Here is a 16,925-nt window from a genome sequence, read left to right as displayed (position 1 = left end):
CTTATGTCGTCAGTAGTTGTAGTCGGAACCCAGTGGGGTGACGAAGGAAAAGGCAAGATAACCGATTTTCTATCACAAAATGCCGAGGTTGTTGCACGTTATCAAGGTGGAAACAATGCCGGGCATACGATTAAATTTGATGGCGTTACTTATAAATTGCATTTAATACCGTCTGGAATCTTTTTTAATGATAAAACTTGTGTGCTGGGCAATGGAATGGTCATTGATCCTAAAGCGCTGCTTGAAGAACTGAAATACTTACATGATAAAGGAGTATCTACAGATAACCTTCGAATCAGCAACCGTGCACACGTCATTCTTCCTTACCACTTGAAGCTCGATACCCTGCAGGAAGAACAAAAAGGTGCAAACAAAATCGGTACCACGAAAAAAGGGATCGGACCGGCCTATATGGACAAAGCCGCACGTATGGGTATTCGTATAGCTGATCTGATGGATAAAGAAAGCTTTAAAGAAAAGCTTGAACAGAACGTGGAAGAAAAGAATCGTTTGTTTGAAAAAGTTTATGAAACAAAACCGTTTACGGTCGAGGAAATCCTCGAAGAATACTACGAATACGGACAGCAAATCGAAAAATATGTCTGCGATACCTCTGTGGTGTTGAATGACAGCCTGGATGAAGGCCGCCGCATTCTATTTGAAGGCGCACAGGGAGTTATGCTTGATATCGATCAAGGAACCTATCCTTTCGTTACCTCTTCCAACCCAATTGCCGGAGGAGTCACCATTGGTTCCGGTGTCGGCCCGTCTAAGATCAAGCATGTAGTCGGGGTGTCTAAAGCCTATACGACTCGCGTAGGAGACGGTCCTTTTCCAACCGAACTGGATAATGAGACGGGTGATCAAATCCGTGAAGTTGGGAAAGAATACGGCACCACGACAGGCAGACCCCGCCGTGTCGGCTGGTTTGACAGCGTAGTGGTCCGCCATGCCCGCCGCGTGAGCGGAATTACAGACCTGTCCCTTAACTCAGTCGATGTATTAACGGGTATTGAGACGTTAAAAATTTGTACCGCTTATAGGTACAGAGGAGAAATTATGGAAGAATTCCCGGCCAGCTTGAAGGTGCTCGCTGAATGTGAACCGGTATATGAAGAACTGCCGGGCTGGACAGAAGATATTACCGGTGCCAAAACATTGAGTGATCTTCCAGTCAATGCACGCAATTACATCGAACGCGTTTCACAGCTTACGGGGATCCCTCTTTCTGTATTTTCGGTAGGGCCGGATCGTAACCAGACTAACATTGTACGGAGTGTTTACAGCGAATAAATGATGTTTCAACGCCTGGCTTGGCTAAGTCAGGCGTGTTTTGCTTATGATAAGAGAAGAAGGAGAGTGTTTCACGTGAAACAAATATGTGTATTTGCGGGATCAAGCGCCGGTCACAACCCAGCCTATACGGAAGAAGCCAAAAAACTCGGAAAAGCATTTGCTGAGAAAAATATTGAGCTGGTGTACGGGGGAGCCAAAAGTGGATTAATGGGTGTACTTGCCGACAGCATTCTTCAGCAGGGAGGAAAAGTCACGGGGGTCATGCCTACGGAATTATTTGACCGTGAAATCGTTCATACGGAACTGAGCGAATTTATAGAAGTGAACACGATGCATGAGCGAAAAGCAAAGATGAGTGAACTTGCTGATGGATATATCGCGCTCCCAGGAGGATTTGGAACGTTCGAAGAATTATTTGAGACCGTGAGCTGGGCACAGATAGGACTGCACAAAAAGCCAGTTGCTTTATTCAATATTGAAGAATACTATACCCCTTTAAAACGATTAATTGAGCATGCCATTGAGGCGGGATTTGTGCCTGAAAGCAATCGGAGCATTGTTGTAGATTCTTCTGATCCGTATGAACTGTTAAACAAACTGAATACTTATCATTCAACCGATCAATAAAAAAAGATCAGCGCCTGCGCTGGTCTTTTTTTATACATTAATGGTTTTTACGAATGAAATCCCCAGGTAGCGATACGTCACATTGATCCGTTCAATCGGGGTGTTTTCCGTTATGCTTAAACCATAGATTCTTGCAGGGTTTTCAGAGCCCGCTTTGGCCTGCTTGGAGAATGGTATCGGAGCACTTTTGGGTTCGAGTGTAATCGTCTCGTAGTCTTTCATTCCGTATTCTTCTTCATAAGGCTGATAAGTATCTGTAATGATAAAACCTTTCGTAGAGTTACTGACCTGCATCCGTACCTTCGCAGGCGCCTGGTTGGCATTTATCGAAACGTCGGTAATGTGGATGTCCCCTAATAAATTCTTGTTACCAAGGGCCACAATAACAGACAGCTTGTCACTTGTCGTTCCAATCGAACCCTGCGTCAGGGGCGGGTTCATTTTTAAGTAGCCGAGCACGGCAATCAATAAAATAATAAGGACCAAAGAAATAGAACGTAAAGTTTTCTTCAAAGGATCCCTCCTTTCTAAAACGTAGTCTTGTAAAAATTATATGTGAGCTTGCACGGGTGATATGAAAAGCAAAATACGTCCGATAAGAAAAAATAGTATTGCGCCTGATATATGCATATGATATGATGTTAAACGTCGCAGTAAGAAAGCGATCATGGTCCGGTAGTTCAGTTGGTTAGAATGCCTGCCTGTCACGCAGGAGGTCGCGGGTTCGAGTCCCGTCCGGACCGCCATTGCTATTATAACATGTTGAAAGTTAGAAATTTAACGAATAAACGTGAATAGTTTTTGACAAATATATGTTTTTTTACTTCATGGACTTGACGAAATTCGTCCAATTGTAAAGGTATAAGTAACTCTCTGGCTCGACGGCTGGTGGAAACGTCGAAATCCATTTATGTGGAGCGACAAAAAGAAAACTTTATAGTACGGCTCGGTAGCTCAGTCGGTAGAGCAACGGACTGAAAATCCGTGTGTCGGCGGTTCGATTCCGTCCCGAGCCACTCTCTCTAGAAAGTCTGCGATAAACTCGCAGGCTTTTTTTATATTTAATTTTCTCAGTTCCTGCTTCTATTACTAATATTTTCATATAGTTTAATGAAAAATGTGGAAAGTTAGTATAATTTATAATATTTTTGGGTATGCATAAGGCGGAAATATTAGCACTGGTACCTGGTTTTGGTAAGTATATGATAAGAATATTACATTTTCTCTCCCCTATTTTATTAATAATTTTCATATGATAGGTTTATTAAGTGAAAATATTAATAATAATGATGATAAAAGAGATAGATAGATTCACAGGGGGAAAGAAAATGAAGAAAGATAGAAAAGCGGTTGTGACAAAGGCTGCTTTTACAGGAGCGCTGGTATTAAGCTTAACCGTGGGCACAGCTTATGCAGAGAAGAATTTAAATACGGTCTATCAGGTATATGTGGATGATGAACCCATTGGAACGGTAGAAAATAAGGAAGACATTCAGTCCTTTATCGAGGATCGTGTTCATAGAGCGGAAATCACATATAGTGAAGAAGATCTTAACTTGAACGAAGATATCACCTTTACGCCTGAGAAAAATCTTTCGTCTGAGAGTAAGAAAGCGAAAGTGCTGGAACGACTAGGGGAATCGATTTCGGTTTCCGCTGAATCCGTTCAAGTAAACATAGATGATCAAACGGTCGCTCACCTTTCTGCCGATGAGGAAATAGAAGAAGTTAAACAGCGGTTGAAAGAAAAATATGTGGAAGAGGAAACTCTTACTCAATTAGAGTCCCAAGATTCGAAAGGTAAACCAATAGAGATGGAAGAAAGGGCATCCGGTATTTTATCGGTTGAACTCAGCCATGAAATTAAAGGAGAGAGCTCGGAAGTACACCCTTCCCAAATATCTTCCGTTTCGCAAGTCGTGCGAGAGGTGAAAAAAGGAACCGTGGTGGAAAATAGCCAGGGAGGAAATAAGCCGGTGGAGGGGGAAGTTTCCGAACCTCTGACCGAGGTCGTCGTTCAAGAAAAAGACGTGGAAGAACAAACGATAGAGTCCTCCCGAAAGATTGTAAAAACCAATGATCTATTAAAAGGTGAAACAGAAACAAAACAAGAGGGCAGTGATGGAAGAAAAGAAATCCATACTTTGATTACCAAAAAGAATGGAAGCGTGGAGGCGAGAGAAACCTTAAAAGAAGAAGTGGTCGAAGAACCTGTCGAAGAAGTGATTCTTAAAGGAACGAAAATCATCCCTTCCCGTGGAACGGGGACGTTCGCCTGGCCTGCAGTTGAAGGAACGATTACGAGCCATGTGGGTGAAAGATGGGGAAGGTATCATAAAGGAATCGATATTGCAGGTGTGGATGACCGTACAATCAAGGCCGCTGATAATGGAGAAGTCGTTACGGCTGAATATCAGTCTGGGTTTGGAAATAAAGTCGTCATTGATCATAATAACGGCTATGAAACGATTTATGCTCACCTTGATTCGATTGACGTGGAGGTAGGAGAAACTGTTCGAAAAGGAAACAAACTAGGTGTTATGGGGACAACAGGCAACTCCACAGGTATCCACTTGCACTTTGAAATTCACAAAGATGGAAAACTCGAAGATCCAGATTCATTTTTCTAATAACCCTGTTCTATTTCCATGGTGTTAAAGAAAAGCTCCGTTACTTGAAGACTCGATTTCGAGATAAATGGGTCCGTTACGTTAGATGGATAAGGGTTGGTGGGGAAATAAATCGCTTTCCTGTGGCCCTACATGACGTAGGGTCGATCGACATTGCCACAGGACGTGGCGAATTTAGTCGATCCTCCTTTTTTCCATGAGCCTCCTCAGTCATTTCACTCCTTGTGGGGTCTCACCTAGATCCTTCTCCCACGGGAGTCTCGCCATTTCCTCACCACCCCAGCCTGATTGTGAAAAACGGACCCTTCTGGAAGAGAAAGGTTCTCCTTCTTAATATGAAAAATCAATAAGAATTTTTAACGGAGCATTTAAGTCAGAAACCGCTGTGGCATGTTGGTCACAGCGGTTTTTTGGTAGAAAAAATTATGTTTTCTGAATACATTTTTCATAACTTTTTATTAGAAAAAGACATTTTTCCATAAATAAGTTAAAATAATAGATGGTATAGAAGTCGAGGAAAGGGATGTGACAGTGTATGGCACTGAAGATCTTAGTTGTAGACGATGAAAAGCCAATTGCAGATATATTGAAATTCAATTTAGAAAAAGAAGGATATGAGGTCGTGTGTGCCTATGACGGCGATGAAGCCATTCAAAAGGCAGACGAAGAAGACCCTGATTTAATTCTATTAGATATCATGCTTCCGAATAAGGACGGAAACGAAGTCTGCCGGGAAGTGCGCAAGAATCATAATATGCCAATCATTATGCTGACAGCCAAAGATGCGGAAATAGATAAAGTCCTTGGACTTGAAATGGGTGCCGATGATTACGTGACTAAACCGTTCAGTAATCGCGAACTGATTGCCCGCGTCAAAGCTAATTTGCGGCGTCAGCAGCAGGAGCCGGAAGAAAGCTCCCAGCAGCCTAAAGACATCACCATAGGCAGATTATCGATTCATCCAGATGCTTATACCGTGACACGGGACGGTTCTTACATTGAATTGACCCACCGTGAATTTGAATTATTACATTACTTAGCCCGTCATATCGGCCAGGTCATGACGCGTGAGCATTTACTGGAAACCGTCTGGGGCTATGATTATTACGGAGATGTGAGGACGGTAGACGTCACCGTGCGTCGACTGCGCGAGAAAATTGAAGAAAATCCTAGTAATCCTGTTTGGATCGTTACCAGACGCGGGGTTGGGTATTATTTAAGAAATCCAGAGCAGGAGTAATGTTTTTATGAAGAAAGTAGGTTTTTTTCAGTCCGTCAGACTGAAGCTGATTCTCGTTTATATTCTGCTTCTTTTATTAGGCATCCAAGTGATTGGTGCCTATTTTGTTGAGAGGTTGGAAAATAATCTGACGGAAAATTTTACAAACTCGATTGAAGGACGCTTAAATTCACTCACGTATAGTCTCCAAAATGCCTTTGAGGCAGAACGAGGCGAGGGTGATCCCTCTTTGCAGGCAGAAGTAGAGGGGTTAATCAACGAATTTAATGAATCCGATATCAAGAAATTACAAGTGATTGAAAAAACAGGGCCGAATATTATTGCCTCGTTTGACAGTGGCAGTGATGATCGCGCCAATATCGGTAAAAAAGTGACCGATGCCCGGATTACTAAAGTATTTATTCTGGGCGAGACCGATCCGCGGACTGTACGGCAGGATGGCAAAAACTTGTATGTAGGAGAGAAGCCTATTACAACGGAAGCCGGAGAAATAGTCGGGGTACTCCACTATCAGGCCCGCATGGATGGTATCTACGAACAAATGCAGTCGATTAATAGTATATTTGCCAAGGGAACCCTGCTTGCGATCACGGTCACGGCTCTGCTTGGGATCCTGGTCGCCCGTACCATTACCAAGCCCTTAACGGAAATGAAAAAGCAGGCTCAGATTATGGCTACCGGCGATTTCTCCCAGAAGGTTGATGTAAAAGGTAATGATGAAATTGGACAGCTCGGTCTTACGTTTAACGACTTGAACGATAAACTGAAGTTAGCCCAGGCAACAACAGAAGGGGAGCGGCGAAAATTAAGTTCCGTTTTGTCGAATATGTCGGATGGTGTCATTGCTACGGACCGCATTGGAGCTATCATTTTAATGAATGCGCCAGCCTCTAAGCTGATTGGACAATCGTTTGAAGAAGTCCAGGGTCAGTCTTTAATCGATGTTTTTGATTTAGGCGACCAGATGGATGATATTTCAGAAGTCGAAGAAGCGGGCTCGATGATTATTGACCTCAGCAGTGAAGATAAGCATCTGCTGATCAAGGCTAATTTTTCAGTGGTAGAAGATGAGAATGAAGAAATGGACGGATTTATTTCGGTAATTAGTGACGTTACAGAACAGGAGAAAGTAGAGCAGGAACGCAGGGAGTTCGTGTCGAACGTTTCCCATGAGCTGCGTACACCGCTTACGACCATGCGTAGCTACATTGAGGCCTTAAACGATGGAGCCTGGCAGGACCCTGAGATTGCTCCGAGATTCTTAGATGTCACCCAGAATGAAACCGATCGTATGATTCGTTTAGTCAACGATTTGCTGCAGCTAACGAAGATGGATCATAAAGAAACGACCTTAATGAGAGAGCGTGTCGAGTTTGTCGGCTTCTTTAATCAGATTATTGATCGTTTTGAGATGAATAAAGATGAAAATATGGAATTTGAAAGAAACCTTCCGAAGAAAAACATGTACGTTTGGATGGACAAGGATAAATTGACACAAGTGCTGGATAATGTCATATCCAACGCTGTAAAATACTCACCTGAAGGCGGCACGATTCGTTTTGATGCGTATTCTACAAGGAAGCAGCTTCGTGTGAGTGTGACGGATGAAGGAATCGGGATGCCGTCAGATACAGTAGATAAAATCTTTGACCGATTTTACCGGGTAGATAAATCACGGGCTAGAGAAATGGGCGGAACCGGTCTTGGTCTCGCTATTGCCCGGGAAATGATTGAAGCCCATCACGGTAAAATATGGGCAGAAAGTAAAGAGGGTAAAGGGACCTCGGTGCACTTTACACTTCCGTTAATGAGTCAGAAGCGGAGGGCAAATTCATGAACATGGAAACAATGAAGTCCGTAACTTTAGTTATACTAATTGCTCTTAGTCTAGTGTTAACTGTCGCTCTGTGGAACTATCAGCCAAGCGGTGAAGTCGTTGAAGAGGGAGAAGAAGTCATTGATACCACTCAATTAGACGGCGAAGAAAATGATATTGTGAGCCTTGTGGAGCCGGAGCAGTTCGTTTTTCACGAAAGCGGCGCTTCTTATTCCTATGAAGATCCGGCAGACAAAACGGCAATGTACGACAGAATGCAGCAATGGGAGCTTTTGAATGTGGACGAAACTCCAGAACAGCCCCGTTTTGATGAGGATAGTCATGTAGTGGAAGCCATTTTTTCTGAGGAGCTTCCTCTAAAGGTACTTGCGAACATTTTCACTGTCAGTACAAAAGAGCTTTCCGAGACACAGGTGTTTAACAGGCTGTTCTTTATTCATGGACACGATGATAATTCGTCTTCTTTTTATCAGGTGCTGGCCGTCGATTCGACGGATGATGTAGCCCCGGCTAAGCTCAGGGCCACCATTGATGGAGACTATGGGAGCCAATTATTTAATGAACTCGAGGAGAAGAATGACTTAATCGAGCAGATTGCTTTGGATGGTACGATCCCCCTTCTCGGGGATTCAGAGATTGAAAGTACGATCTATCTTCCTAAAGGTCGTGTGGCATATCCTGAGGAAGTCCTGCAGACTACTCCAATACCACTTGTTCCGATTCAAAACGATCTTTTTCCACCTAATGCCGTGGTCTCATCTTCATCGATTAATGGTCACCGGCGTCTGGCTACAACAGACCGGCGATTGGATGTTCTGGATAATGAAACAAGACTTAAATATGAGTATATGATTCCTAACCGTGCGAACCCGAGTCCGCTGCTTGAGTATGATTTATTAACTCGGAGCATCAGTGACGTGAACAACCACGTTGGCTGGACCAACACGTTTTATTTGGACAGTATTTCCTCGACTATGGAGAAGGCAACGTACCGCATGCATTTCAATGGCCTGCCTATTCTTTCAAGCGAAACCAATGTAGAAATCATGTCTATGAAATATGAGCAAGGTTCGATCCAGGAGTATATTCGCCCGCTTGTCAGTTTTGAGCGTTATCCTTATGATAATACGTCCACGGACGAGCTCGCTTCAGGAGAAGAAGTGCGGGAATTTCTAATGAACACAGACAAATATAATTTAGACGAAGTGGACGGAGTGAAGATCGGGTATCAGTTGAAAGAGCAGCGGCCAAACCTTGCTTATTCCCTTTTTCCTGGATGGTTTGTTAGACTTTCGGGAAGCTGGGTCCCTCTGGAAATGGAAGAATTAAGCCAAAATGAAGAAGTATCCTAGGAAGGAGAAGGGTGTAAATGCAATGGGGACAAATTAAAGTATTATTTATCCTTAGTTTTTTAGTGCTGGATATCTTTCTCCTCAATCAGTTTATGGAAAAGCAGCAGGCCTCGGAGCTTGGTCCGATTGCTACAGCTAACTCTGAGGATTTTGAAGACGAGCTTGAAAACAATAACATTAAGGTTTCCTGGGATAACATCCCAACCGAAGTGCCGTCCGTTCCTCAGACGATTTCTTCAGGCAGCGAGTTTTCAGAGGGGATCCTTTCCCAGATCCAACAATTACGAGAAGGTGACGAGCAGACGGTTGCTGTACAGAATAACAGTGTCTTAAAAGGCAAACTCGATGAGCCTGTTGAAGTTACAGAAGAAAATGTCGAGGAGCAGGTCAACCGTGTGGTTCCTTTTAGTAATCAGTATGAATATTGGAACTGGAACAAGGAAGAAGGAGTGATCCTGTTCTTCCAGAAGAAAAATGAGCGCACCATCTTTTATAATAGTGGAGGCTTCTTAATGCTTCAGGTTGCAGACGGGAAAATAACAAGCTATATCGCTACGTTAATATCGTTCTCGGATGGAGAAGAACAAGCATCAAGCTCCAGTACTAAGGATCCGCAGTTGATTCAGCCGAGTAAGGTCATCCAGAAATTAATGGATGAAGAACACTTAGTCTCTGGAGACGAGGTTACCAATATGACGGTCGGTTACTACAACAGTATTAATTTAGTACCAGGCGAGGAGAATGGCCCTCAAGTATTTGCACCAACGTGGAAAGTGACGGTAAATGGAGAGAAGATCCTGTTTGTCTATGCGATCACGGGAGCGATTATTGACGAAGAGGAGTCAGCCTTTATCGAGAAGATTAACAGATCCTTTAATTTAAGTGTGAATAATACACCTGCCCCTCTGGTGGATAATGAGAAAAGTAATGAAGAAACAAACAATGGAGTGTCTAATGAATGACTTTACGTATGAGTGTACTAGCTTCTGGCAGTACAGGTAATGCTTTTTATATAGAATCTGGGGAAGAAAAGATTTTAGTCGATGCAGGATTAAGTGGGAAGCGTATCGAAAGTTTATTGCAGCAAGTGCATATTGATCCGAATGAGTTATCCCGAATTTTAGTTACGCATGAGCATAGCGACCATATTAAGGGACTTGGAATTATGGCAAGACGTTATAATCTCCCTGTCTATGCGAATGAAAAAACGTGGCACGCCATGGAAGGGCATATCGGAAAATTATCATTGGATCAGAAATTTCATTTTAATATGGAAGAAACGAAAACGTTCGGAAATCTTGATATAGAATCATTTGCAGTCTCGCACGATGCTGCGGATCCAATGTTTTTCACCTTCCATCAGGACGGAAAGAAAGTAGCGCTTGTAACCGATTTGGGCTATGTATCTGAAAGAATTAAAAAAACGGTGGAGGATGCCGACGCTTATATTTTTGAGTCCAATCATGACGTAAGTATGCTCCGCATGGGACGATATCCGTGGAATGTAAAACGGCGTATATTAGGAGATTCCGGTCACGTCTCGAATGAAGATTGTGCTCTCGCCTTAACCGATATTCTGACGGACCGCACGCAGCGTATCTATCTGGCCCACTTGAGTCTGGACAATAATATGAAGGACCTGGCGCGTATGTCCGTGAGAAACATTTTAGAGGAACGGGGATTCCACATTGGCTCTCGCTTAGAGCTTCATGATACCGATCCGAAACAGGCAACTCCGATTTATGAGGTGTAACAGCGTTTTATTTTTGATAAAACTGGAAAGAATACGTGAGTAGATCATAAACGAGCGAAGAAAGGATGGGTGAAGCCGCGTGGGCTACTATGATGACCACTCCCCAGCTGCCCAGCAGAAGAACAGTCGACGACGTTGGGTTATGCCTACCATTGTAGGTGTGATCCTTGGTGCAGTTTTAATCTTATTAGCACTTCCAGCACTAGTTCAAACCGAATTACTTCCTTATGAGATTACCATTCCTGAAGATGACAGCGGACTGGTCGATGATGACCAGGGGCTAACAGGAGATACGACGAAAAATGTGAAGCTTGACGTAACGACGCAAATCACAGAAGTCGTAGATAAAGTAACTCCTTCCGTAGTAGGTGTGGTTAACCTTCAATCTCAGCAGAATTTCTGGGAGCAGAATGGTTCCAGTCAGCAAAGCAATGTAGGCTCAGGCGTTATCTACAAAAATGAAGATGGCACGGCTTATGTGGTGACTAATAATCACGTTATCGAAGGGGCCAGTGAAATTGAAGTGGTCCTTGCCGATGAAACGAGAATTAAAGCCCAGCTTGTCGGAAGCGATGTATTTACCGATCTAGCGGTTCTTAAGATGCCCGGGGATCAGGTGGAGCATACGATTGAACTCGGAAGTTCAGAAAACCTTAAAATCGGTGAACCTGCGATTGCTATCGGTAACCCATTAGGGCTTCGTTTTTCCGGATCGGTCACGCAGGGAATTATCAGTGGCAAGCAGCGCGCTATTCCTCAGGATTTTAATGGAGATGGTTTAGAAGACTGGCAGGCAGAGGTTATCCAGACGGACGCGGCCATCAATCCAGGAAACAGTGGAGGAGCCTTAATCAACATAGACGGTCAGTTAATCGGGATTAATTCTATGAAGATTGCTCAATCGGCTGTGGAAGGGATAGGATTCGCTATTCCGATTGACTCAGCTAAACCGATTATTCAAGAACTGGAACAATACGGACAGGTGAACCGCCCGTATATTGGAATCGAGGCTTACGGCCTTAATGAAGTTCCAAGCTCGGAATGGGAAGGTACGCTGAATTTACCAGAGGAAGTGGAAGGCGGTCTGTATATACGAAGTATTAAGCAGATGTCGCCGGCAGCTAAAGCTGGATTGCAGCCACTTGATGTCATCACTTCACTCGATGGCAATAAAGTGAAGGATATTATTGATCTTCGGAAATACTTATACAACGAAAAAGATGCCGGAGATGAACTTGAGATCACGTACTACCGTGATGGTGAAAAGAATACGACGACCGTAACCCTTGGTTCACAAGAATAGAACGTGCAAAAAAGAGGTATCCTTAAAACTTAAACCGTTGGGGATATCTCTTTTATTGTCGAAAAACCTCATATTATTGTCCACAGCCTGTGAATAGTGTTCTGGATAAATAGCATATATGGTGGCGAACGTAAATTCTACTACCATATACCCCTCCCATTTTGTGTATATGTGGATAGTTTTGTGGATAACCTGTTTACATCAGGGGAAAACCTGTGAATATTAGAAAATTAACAATAATTGTGCATAAGTCTGTGGACAATTGTGGGTAACTAAAATCGTTAGTTAGATTTTCCACATGTGGGTAACTTTTGACCCTTAAATTATGAAGCGCATGTAAGGATAATGAAAGCTTCGTAAAGGAGGTAAACAAATAGGAAGAGTAATTTTATACTGTAGTTGTAGTTGGACTCCCATTTCTCTAACGATATACGAAAGTGTGGATAAATATCACTTGATTGTAGATATTCGGAACTTTTTCCGGTAATAACGTGAAAAACCAATAATCAATGGCGTGAGGACTACAGTTGGTAAAAACCACAGAAAGATGCTGATCGACGAAATATTTAATAAGCGCGGGGCGCCGAAAACGGTAAAAGCAGTAATGGTGGCGATGGAACACCCAATTAAGTTGCCGAAGTGTTCAAAATACCAGTGCATTTTCGTTTGTGGAGGCGTGAGCCAGTATTTGAGCTGTCCATAACCTAAAAAGAGTCCAATCACCGGAAAGTACTGCAACAAAGGAAACTGATTCACCCAGCCGATCGCGATCGTAATGATGGAACTGAGAACGAGTAACAACGAAATCCCTGTATCTATACTGAATAAACGGTGTCTCTTTGTTCTTCGCTTGAATCTCAGCACCCGTATTCCGTTCCAGGCTGTAGAAGCGCTCAGAATCGCTATAAACAGTAGAAAAAAAGCAAAAGATTTGTCTGCCGCATTTTGTGAATCGTCAAATCCGATTCGATACGTCCCCATGTAAAAAGCGGTAGCAGCTACGATCCCCATGGCCCACACATACACCCACCCCACACGTTTATGAATCCTCCCTCCTTTTTTTGTGACTAAAGGTATCCAAAATACCGTAAGTGCCGTAAACCCAGCCAGGACGTGAAGATATAGCAACATTTGAAACGTATTCACCTGATTTCCCCCTTTGGTCATCGATCGTTGTTAGTTTATTTATATCATAAGAAGCAGGCGAATCGTCTTAGTTATTCCTATATTTCCATCTTTCTGAATTGTTTCGTACAATAATAGCAGAGGAGGAGATAGTGTGATTGATCTACGAAGTGATACGGTAACCAAGCCCACCCGCGCCATGCGTGAAGCTGCCTTCGAAGCAGAGGTGGGAGATGATGTATATGAAGAGGATCCAACGGTCAAAAAGCTTGAGAATCGAGCTGCTGAAATCACAGGGAAAGAAGCCGCTCTTTTTGTGACGAGTGGTACGCAGGGGAATCAAATCTCTGTGCTGACTCATTGCAATCCCGGGGATGAGGTTCTAATGGAAGCGAGTGCCCATCTGTTTTTATACGAAGGAGCTTCCATGTCTGCCCTGGCCGGCGTACAGCCGAGAACGCTGCAAGGTATAAGAGGGGCGATGAACCCTCAGGAGGTTAAAGCGGCGATCCGGCCTGATGATATTCATTTTCCGGAAACGGGACTGATTTGTCTGGAAAATAGCCACAACAAGGCCGGAGGAGCGATTCTTCCGTTAGAAAACATGCAGGAGATTTATCAAACGGCACAGGCCTCTGGTATTCCGGTTCATTTGGACGGAGCACGAATATTTAATGCTTCGGTGGCCTCTGGTATTACTATAAAGGAGTATGCCGAGCAGACGACGACTATTCAATTCTGCTTATCCAAGGGGTTAGGAGCACCGGTGGGCTCTATGATCGCCGGATCAGAGGATTTTATCCGTAAAGCGCGCAAATGGAGAAAGCGTCTCGGCGGCGGTTTGCGTCAAGTGGGAATGATTGCGGCGCCAGGTCTTGTGGCTCTGAATGACATGGTGGAGCGGCTGGCGGAAGATCACGAGCATGCGCGTCAGTTAGCGGAAGGGTTAGGAAATATAAAAGGGCTGGAAATTGAGAATCACGTGGACACGAATATTGTCTTAGTCAATGTGGAAGGCCGGGGGAAGACTTCCCATGAGTTTCTCGAAGAGCTGAAGCATGAGGGCGTGCTTGCTGTACCTTTTGGACCCTACACAGTTCGGTTTGTTACCCACTACGATGTTTCACGTGAAAACATCGGTCACGTGATTGAACGAGTCAATCAGTGCTTGTAATATATGGAATTGTACATATTCGGCGGCTCTCCATCATAAGGTGAAGTATGAGATCACCTGGAGACAGTTCATCAGTCAAAAGAGGGACTCGAAAGTTTACACTTTGGAGGTGAGTTCCATGCCGGAACTTGAGACTGGTCAAGGTATGAGAAAGCATCTGTCAGCCGCCCAGCACCGCATTTTCGCTGAAATGTTTGATAAGGATCGCTTTGTGGACGGTATTCCATTGGATGAACTCAGTAAGCATGTTAGGAAATCTAAATCGTATAAGAAAACCACTAAGCGAATGAAATGACCTCCCCTCACCCCTTTGGAGAAATCCGGAGGGGTTTTTTTTATGGGGGGCTATTTGTATAATTGTAGATATTCGCTAAAATGAACAGGCTGTTTTGAAATGAAGCGCTTAGGTCTCAGAGAATATGTAGATTTTGCGCGTATTATCCATGGAAATTTAAGTCTATGATAAGTCCAAGTGCTATAAATAGATTATAGTATGGCGATAGTGGATCTTTAATATCTATTTTATATACATCGAAAGAATCGAAAAAGTTTTTGAGGCTTGAAGGGAGCGTCGTTTTCTTTACACTCATTAATAAACTATTGTTATTATCAAAGAATTCAAACCTGTAAGCACTAAAATCACCTTTTCCTTTAATAATTTCTTCATCACCGCTATAAATAGTGAGGGATGTTTTCGGATCACTTAACCCGGCTTTAGCTTCAATAGAATAAATTTCCTCATCAAAAGATCTATATGTATAGGTATTTGAAAAACCTTTTTGTTTTTTTAACTCTCCAATAAGTTCGTTTTTCTTAGTCATTATATTTAAATCAACACTGGTAAAGGCAAACAAGCTGATACTTTTTAAAAGCCTGTTAATTGTGTCTCTGGAACTGGATGTATCCTCTTCAATGATCCCGACAACTTTCTCGTTACTTGCTAGTCTGTAATTTTTACTCTGGCTTCTAAATCTGTTTTCTTGCTTTAAATAAAGTACACTATAATTTTCCACCAATGACTCTCCTTTATATGAATGAAATTCCAGGGGGATGGTTGTGTTTTCAGAGTTACAACTTGATTTGAAATCGAAAGCAACCTGAACCTTTGCTTAGTATGGTTAGAATGCTCACGTCTTTAGCCAAATAGAATCCAATTATCCCTTTATTATAATGATATCAAATAAAACATCTATCAATCCCTAAGCTATTCGTGAGCAATTACGGAGCGGTAGAAAGATAAAATGTGAATAGGGAAGACTTGTTCAGTTCCTAATTTTTGTATAAATACGAACATTGATGTATATATTTTTATTTTTGTTCGTTTTTTGGTTGAATGTGTCGAATGAGTCTGCTATATTATCACAGTAGCCCAATTACATATCCAACTCGTATATTCTCGGAAATAAGGTCCGAGCGTCTCTACCCGGTTCCCAATGAAAGAACTGGACTACGAGTTAAAGTACACCCATAATCAGCAGGTTTCTGATGGTCTGGTTTATCATACTTGAACAGTGGTGTGCTTTGACTTTGTAGGTCTAGAAGGTAGAGAATTCTACTTTTCTAGGCCTATTTTTATGGACGGAAGAAGAGAGTGCGAGGAGCATATGTGGGTTCTGGAAAGCTATTATTCTATTGGTTAAGGAGAGATTTATTTTGATGAAAAAATACGCACTACTCGCTATTATTTCTATTCTATTCGTATCATTACTTGCAGCATGCACATCATCCGATCAGGCAGCGGCTGAAGATGAAGAAAACGCCAAGCAGCCGATTATTGTGCAAGGCCCAATGCCGATTGAAGCGGAAAAGTTTGCTGAGCGCTTAGAAGATGTGGAAGAGGAAAAATCCGGATCGTTTGTTTTTTATAAAGGAACCGTGAATGATTATCCCGTCATCGTAGCCAAGACCGGTAAAGGAATGGAAAACACAGCGGCAGCTACGGCGATCGCGATTGAAAAATACGATCCGGCAGCGATTATTAACCAGGGAACATCTGGCGGACACGACCCGGACCTGCATGTCTATGACATCGTCTTAGGAGAACGTACGACGAATATCGGGTCACTGAAAACAGGAAGCAGAGCAGATGGCGAAGGGATCGCTCCGAAAGAATGGATTCCTATGGACCTCATGGCTTCTGAAGGAAGCGCAGGCGAAGATCCTGATGCAGAAAATATCCGTTACTTTGAAGCGGACGAAGAACTACTTGCTGCGGCTCAGGCTGTGAAAGATGTTCATGAGAAAGGAAAAGTGGTTGAAGGTACGATTGGCTCAGCGGACGTCTGGAACAATGAAGTAGACCGCATTCAGTGGTTCCACGAGAAGTATGGAACTTCCGTTGAGGAAATGGAAGGGGCTGCCGGCGCGCAGATCGCCAAAGAGTATGATGTGCCGTTCTTAGGGATCCGTATCCTTTCCAACAACAAAGTGAACGGGGGAGAGTACGACCCGAATACAGCGGAAGCGAACCAGGCTTATGTGTATGAAGTCGTGAAAGAATATATTTCTACCCAAACAGGCGAATAAGATAGGAAAAGCCCCTGGTCAAGCTGCTAAACGGACCAGGGGCTTTCTTGTATTCTTCATAT

Annotated in this window: 15 protein-coding genes, 2 tRNA genes and 1 riboswitch; of the genes, 14 read left to right on the top strand and 3 right to left on the bottom strand. The window is 43.2% G+C overall.

What is annotated here, in order from left to right; translation table 11 throughout:
• Positions 1–3 precede the first annotated feature (3 nt).
• Together LCM11_RS13795 and LCM11_RS13790 are read left to right on the top strand one after the other, a co-directional pair.
• Positions 4–1,293, top strand: a complete 1,290-nt coding sequence (locus LCM11_RS13795) for an adenylosuccinate synthase (protein WP_224894871.1) — start codon at positions 4–6, stop codon at positions 1,291–1,293.
• A gap of 75 nt (positions 1,294–1,368) precedes the next feature.
• A complete protein-coding gene (locus LCM11_RS13790; RefSeq protein WP_224894870.1) occupies positions 1,369–1,923 on the top strand; it encodes a TIGR00730 family Rossman fold protein in 555 nt (184 codons plus the stop codon).
• 30 nt (positions 1,924–1,953) lie between these two features.
• On the opposite strand, the gene LCM11_RS13785 is transcribed toward LCM11_RS13790, so the two are convergent.
• Entirely contained in the window at positions 1,954–2,436 is a 483-nt protein-coding gene (locus LCM11_RS13785; RefSeq protein ID WP_224894869.1) for a hypothetical protein, read from the bottom strand.
• Between the two features lie 156 nt (positions 2,437–2,592).
• On the opposite strand from LCM11_RS13785, the gene LCM11_RS13780 reads away from it, so the two are divergent.
• The 9 genes from LCM11_RS13780 to LCM11_RS13740 all read left to right on the top strand — a co-directional run bounded on the left by LCM11_RS13780 (position 2,593) and on the right by LCM11_RS13740 (position 12,038).
• Positions 2,593–2,669: transfer RNA gene (locus tag LCM11_RS13780), tRNA-Asp, on the top strand.
• Between the two features lie 197 nt (positions 2,670–2,866).
• Positions 2,867–2,939: transfer RNA gene (locus LCM11_RS13775), tRNA-Phe, on the top strand.
• Between the two features lie 312 nt (positions 2,940–3,251).
• On the top strand, positions 3,252–4,553 hold the full coding sequence (locus LCM11_RS13770) for a M23 family metallopeptidase (RefSeq protein WP_224894868.1): 1,302 nt from the start codon (positions 3,252–3,254) through the stop codon (positions 4,551–4,553).
• Between the two features lie 535 nt (positions 4,554–5,088).
• On the top strand, positions 5,089–5,793 hold the full coding sequence (gene yycF / locus LCM11_RS13765; RefSeq protein WP_224894867.1) for a response regulator YycF: 705 nt from the start codon (positions 5,089–5,091) through the stop codon (positions 5,791–5,793).
• A 7-nt stretch (positions 5,794–5,800) separates the two neighbouring features.
• Entirely contained in the window at positions 5,801–7,630 is a 1,830-nt protein-coding gene (gene walK, locus LCM11_RS13760) for a cell wall metabolism sensor histidine kinase WalK (RefSeq protein WP_224894866.1), read from the top strand.
• The gene (locus LCM11_RS13755; protein WP_224894865.1) at positions 7,627–8,982 is read left to right on the top strand and encodes a YycH family regulatory protein; all 1,356 of its coding nucleotides are present in this window, start codon (positions 7,627–7,629) and stop codon (positions 8,980–8,982) included. Before walK ends, LCM11_RS13755 begins: the two co-directional genes overlap by 4 nt.
• Before the next feature lie 17 nt (positions 8,983–8,999).
• Positions 9,000–9,944, top strand: a complete 945-nt coding sequence (locus tag LCM11_RS13750) for a two-component system regulatory protein YycI (RefSeq protein ID WP_224894864.1) — start codon at positions 9,000–9,002, stop codon at positions 9,942–9,944.
• Positions 9,941–10,735, top strand: a complete 795-nt coding sequence (locus LCM11_RS13745; RefSeq protein ID WP_224894863.1) for an MBL fold metallo-hydrolase — start codon at positions 9,941–9,943, stop codon at positions 10,733–10,735. The genes LCM11_RS13750 and LCM11_RS13745 overlap by 4 nt, the downstream gene beginning before the upstream one ends.
• A 79-nt stretch (positions 10,736–10,814) precedes the next feature.
• Positions 10,815–12,038, top strand: a complete 1,224-nt coding sequence (locus LCM11_RS13740) for a S1C family serine protease (RefSeq protein ID WP_224894862.1) — start codon at positions 10,815–10,817, stop codon at positions 12,036–12,038.
• 450 nt (positions 12,039–12,488) lie between these two features.
• On the opposite strand, the gene LCM11_RS13735 is transcribed toward LCM11_RS13740, so the two are convergent.
• Entirely contained in the window at positions 12,489–13,184 is a 696-nt protein-coding gene (locus LCM11_RS13735) for a DUF2306 domain-containing protein (protein ID WP_224894861.1), read from the bottom strand.
• Between the two features lie 133 nt (positions 13,185–13,317).
• Between LCM11_RS13735 and ltaE the strand changes: the two genes are divergently transcribed.
• Positions 13,318–14,337: a low-specificity L-threonine aldolase gene (ltaE, locus tag LCM11_RS13730; RefSeq protein ID WP_224894860.1), complete on the top strand. Its 1,020-nt coding sequence runs from the start codon at positions 13,318–13,320 to the stop codon at positions 14,335–14,337.
• Positions 14,338–14,455: 118 nt separating this feature from the next.
• Positions 14,456–14,632, top strand: coding sequence for a hypothetical protein (locus tag LCM11_RS13725; RefSeq protein ID WP_224894859.1), 177 nt, complete (start codon positions 14,456–14,458; stop codon positions 14,630–14,632).
• 142 nt (positions 14,633–14,774) lie between these two features.
• On the opposite strand, the gene LCM11_RS13720 is transcribed toward LCM11_RS13725, so the two are convergent.
• Positions 14,775–15,350, bottom strand: coding sequence for a hypothetical protein (locus LCM11_RS13720; protein ID WP_224894858.1), 576 nt, complete (start codon positions 15,348–15,350; stop codon positions 14,775–14,777).
• 353 nt (positions 15,351–15,703) lie between these two features.
• Positions 15,704–15,807: riboswitch (purine riboswitch) on the top strand.
• Positions 15,808–15,993: 186 nt separating this feature from the next.
• On the opposite strand from LCM11_RS13720, the gene LCM11_RS13715 reads away from it, so the two are divergent.
• Positions 15,994–16,863 (top strand): 5'-methylthioadenosine/S-adenosylhomocysteine nucleosidase, encoded by an 870-nt coding sequence (locus LCM11_RS13715; RefSeq protein WP_224894940.1) that lies wholly within the window; start codon positions 15,994–15,996, stop codon positions 16,861–16,863.
• Positions 16,864–16,925: the final 62 nt, after the last annotated feature.

The sequence above is a fragment of the Halobacillus halophilus genome, assembly GCF_020171985.1.
Classification (GTDB): domain Bacteria; phylum Bacillota; class Bacilli; order Bacillales; family Halobacillaceae; genus Halobacillus; species Halobacillus halophilus_A.
The sequence above is the reverse complement of the archived record's forward strand: the minus strand, read 5'-3'. Positions and strand labels throughout refer to the sequence as shown.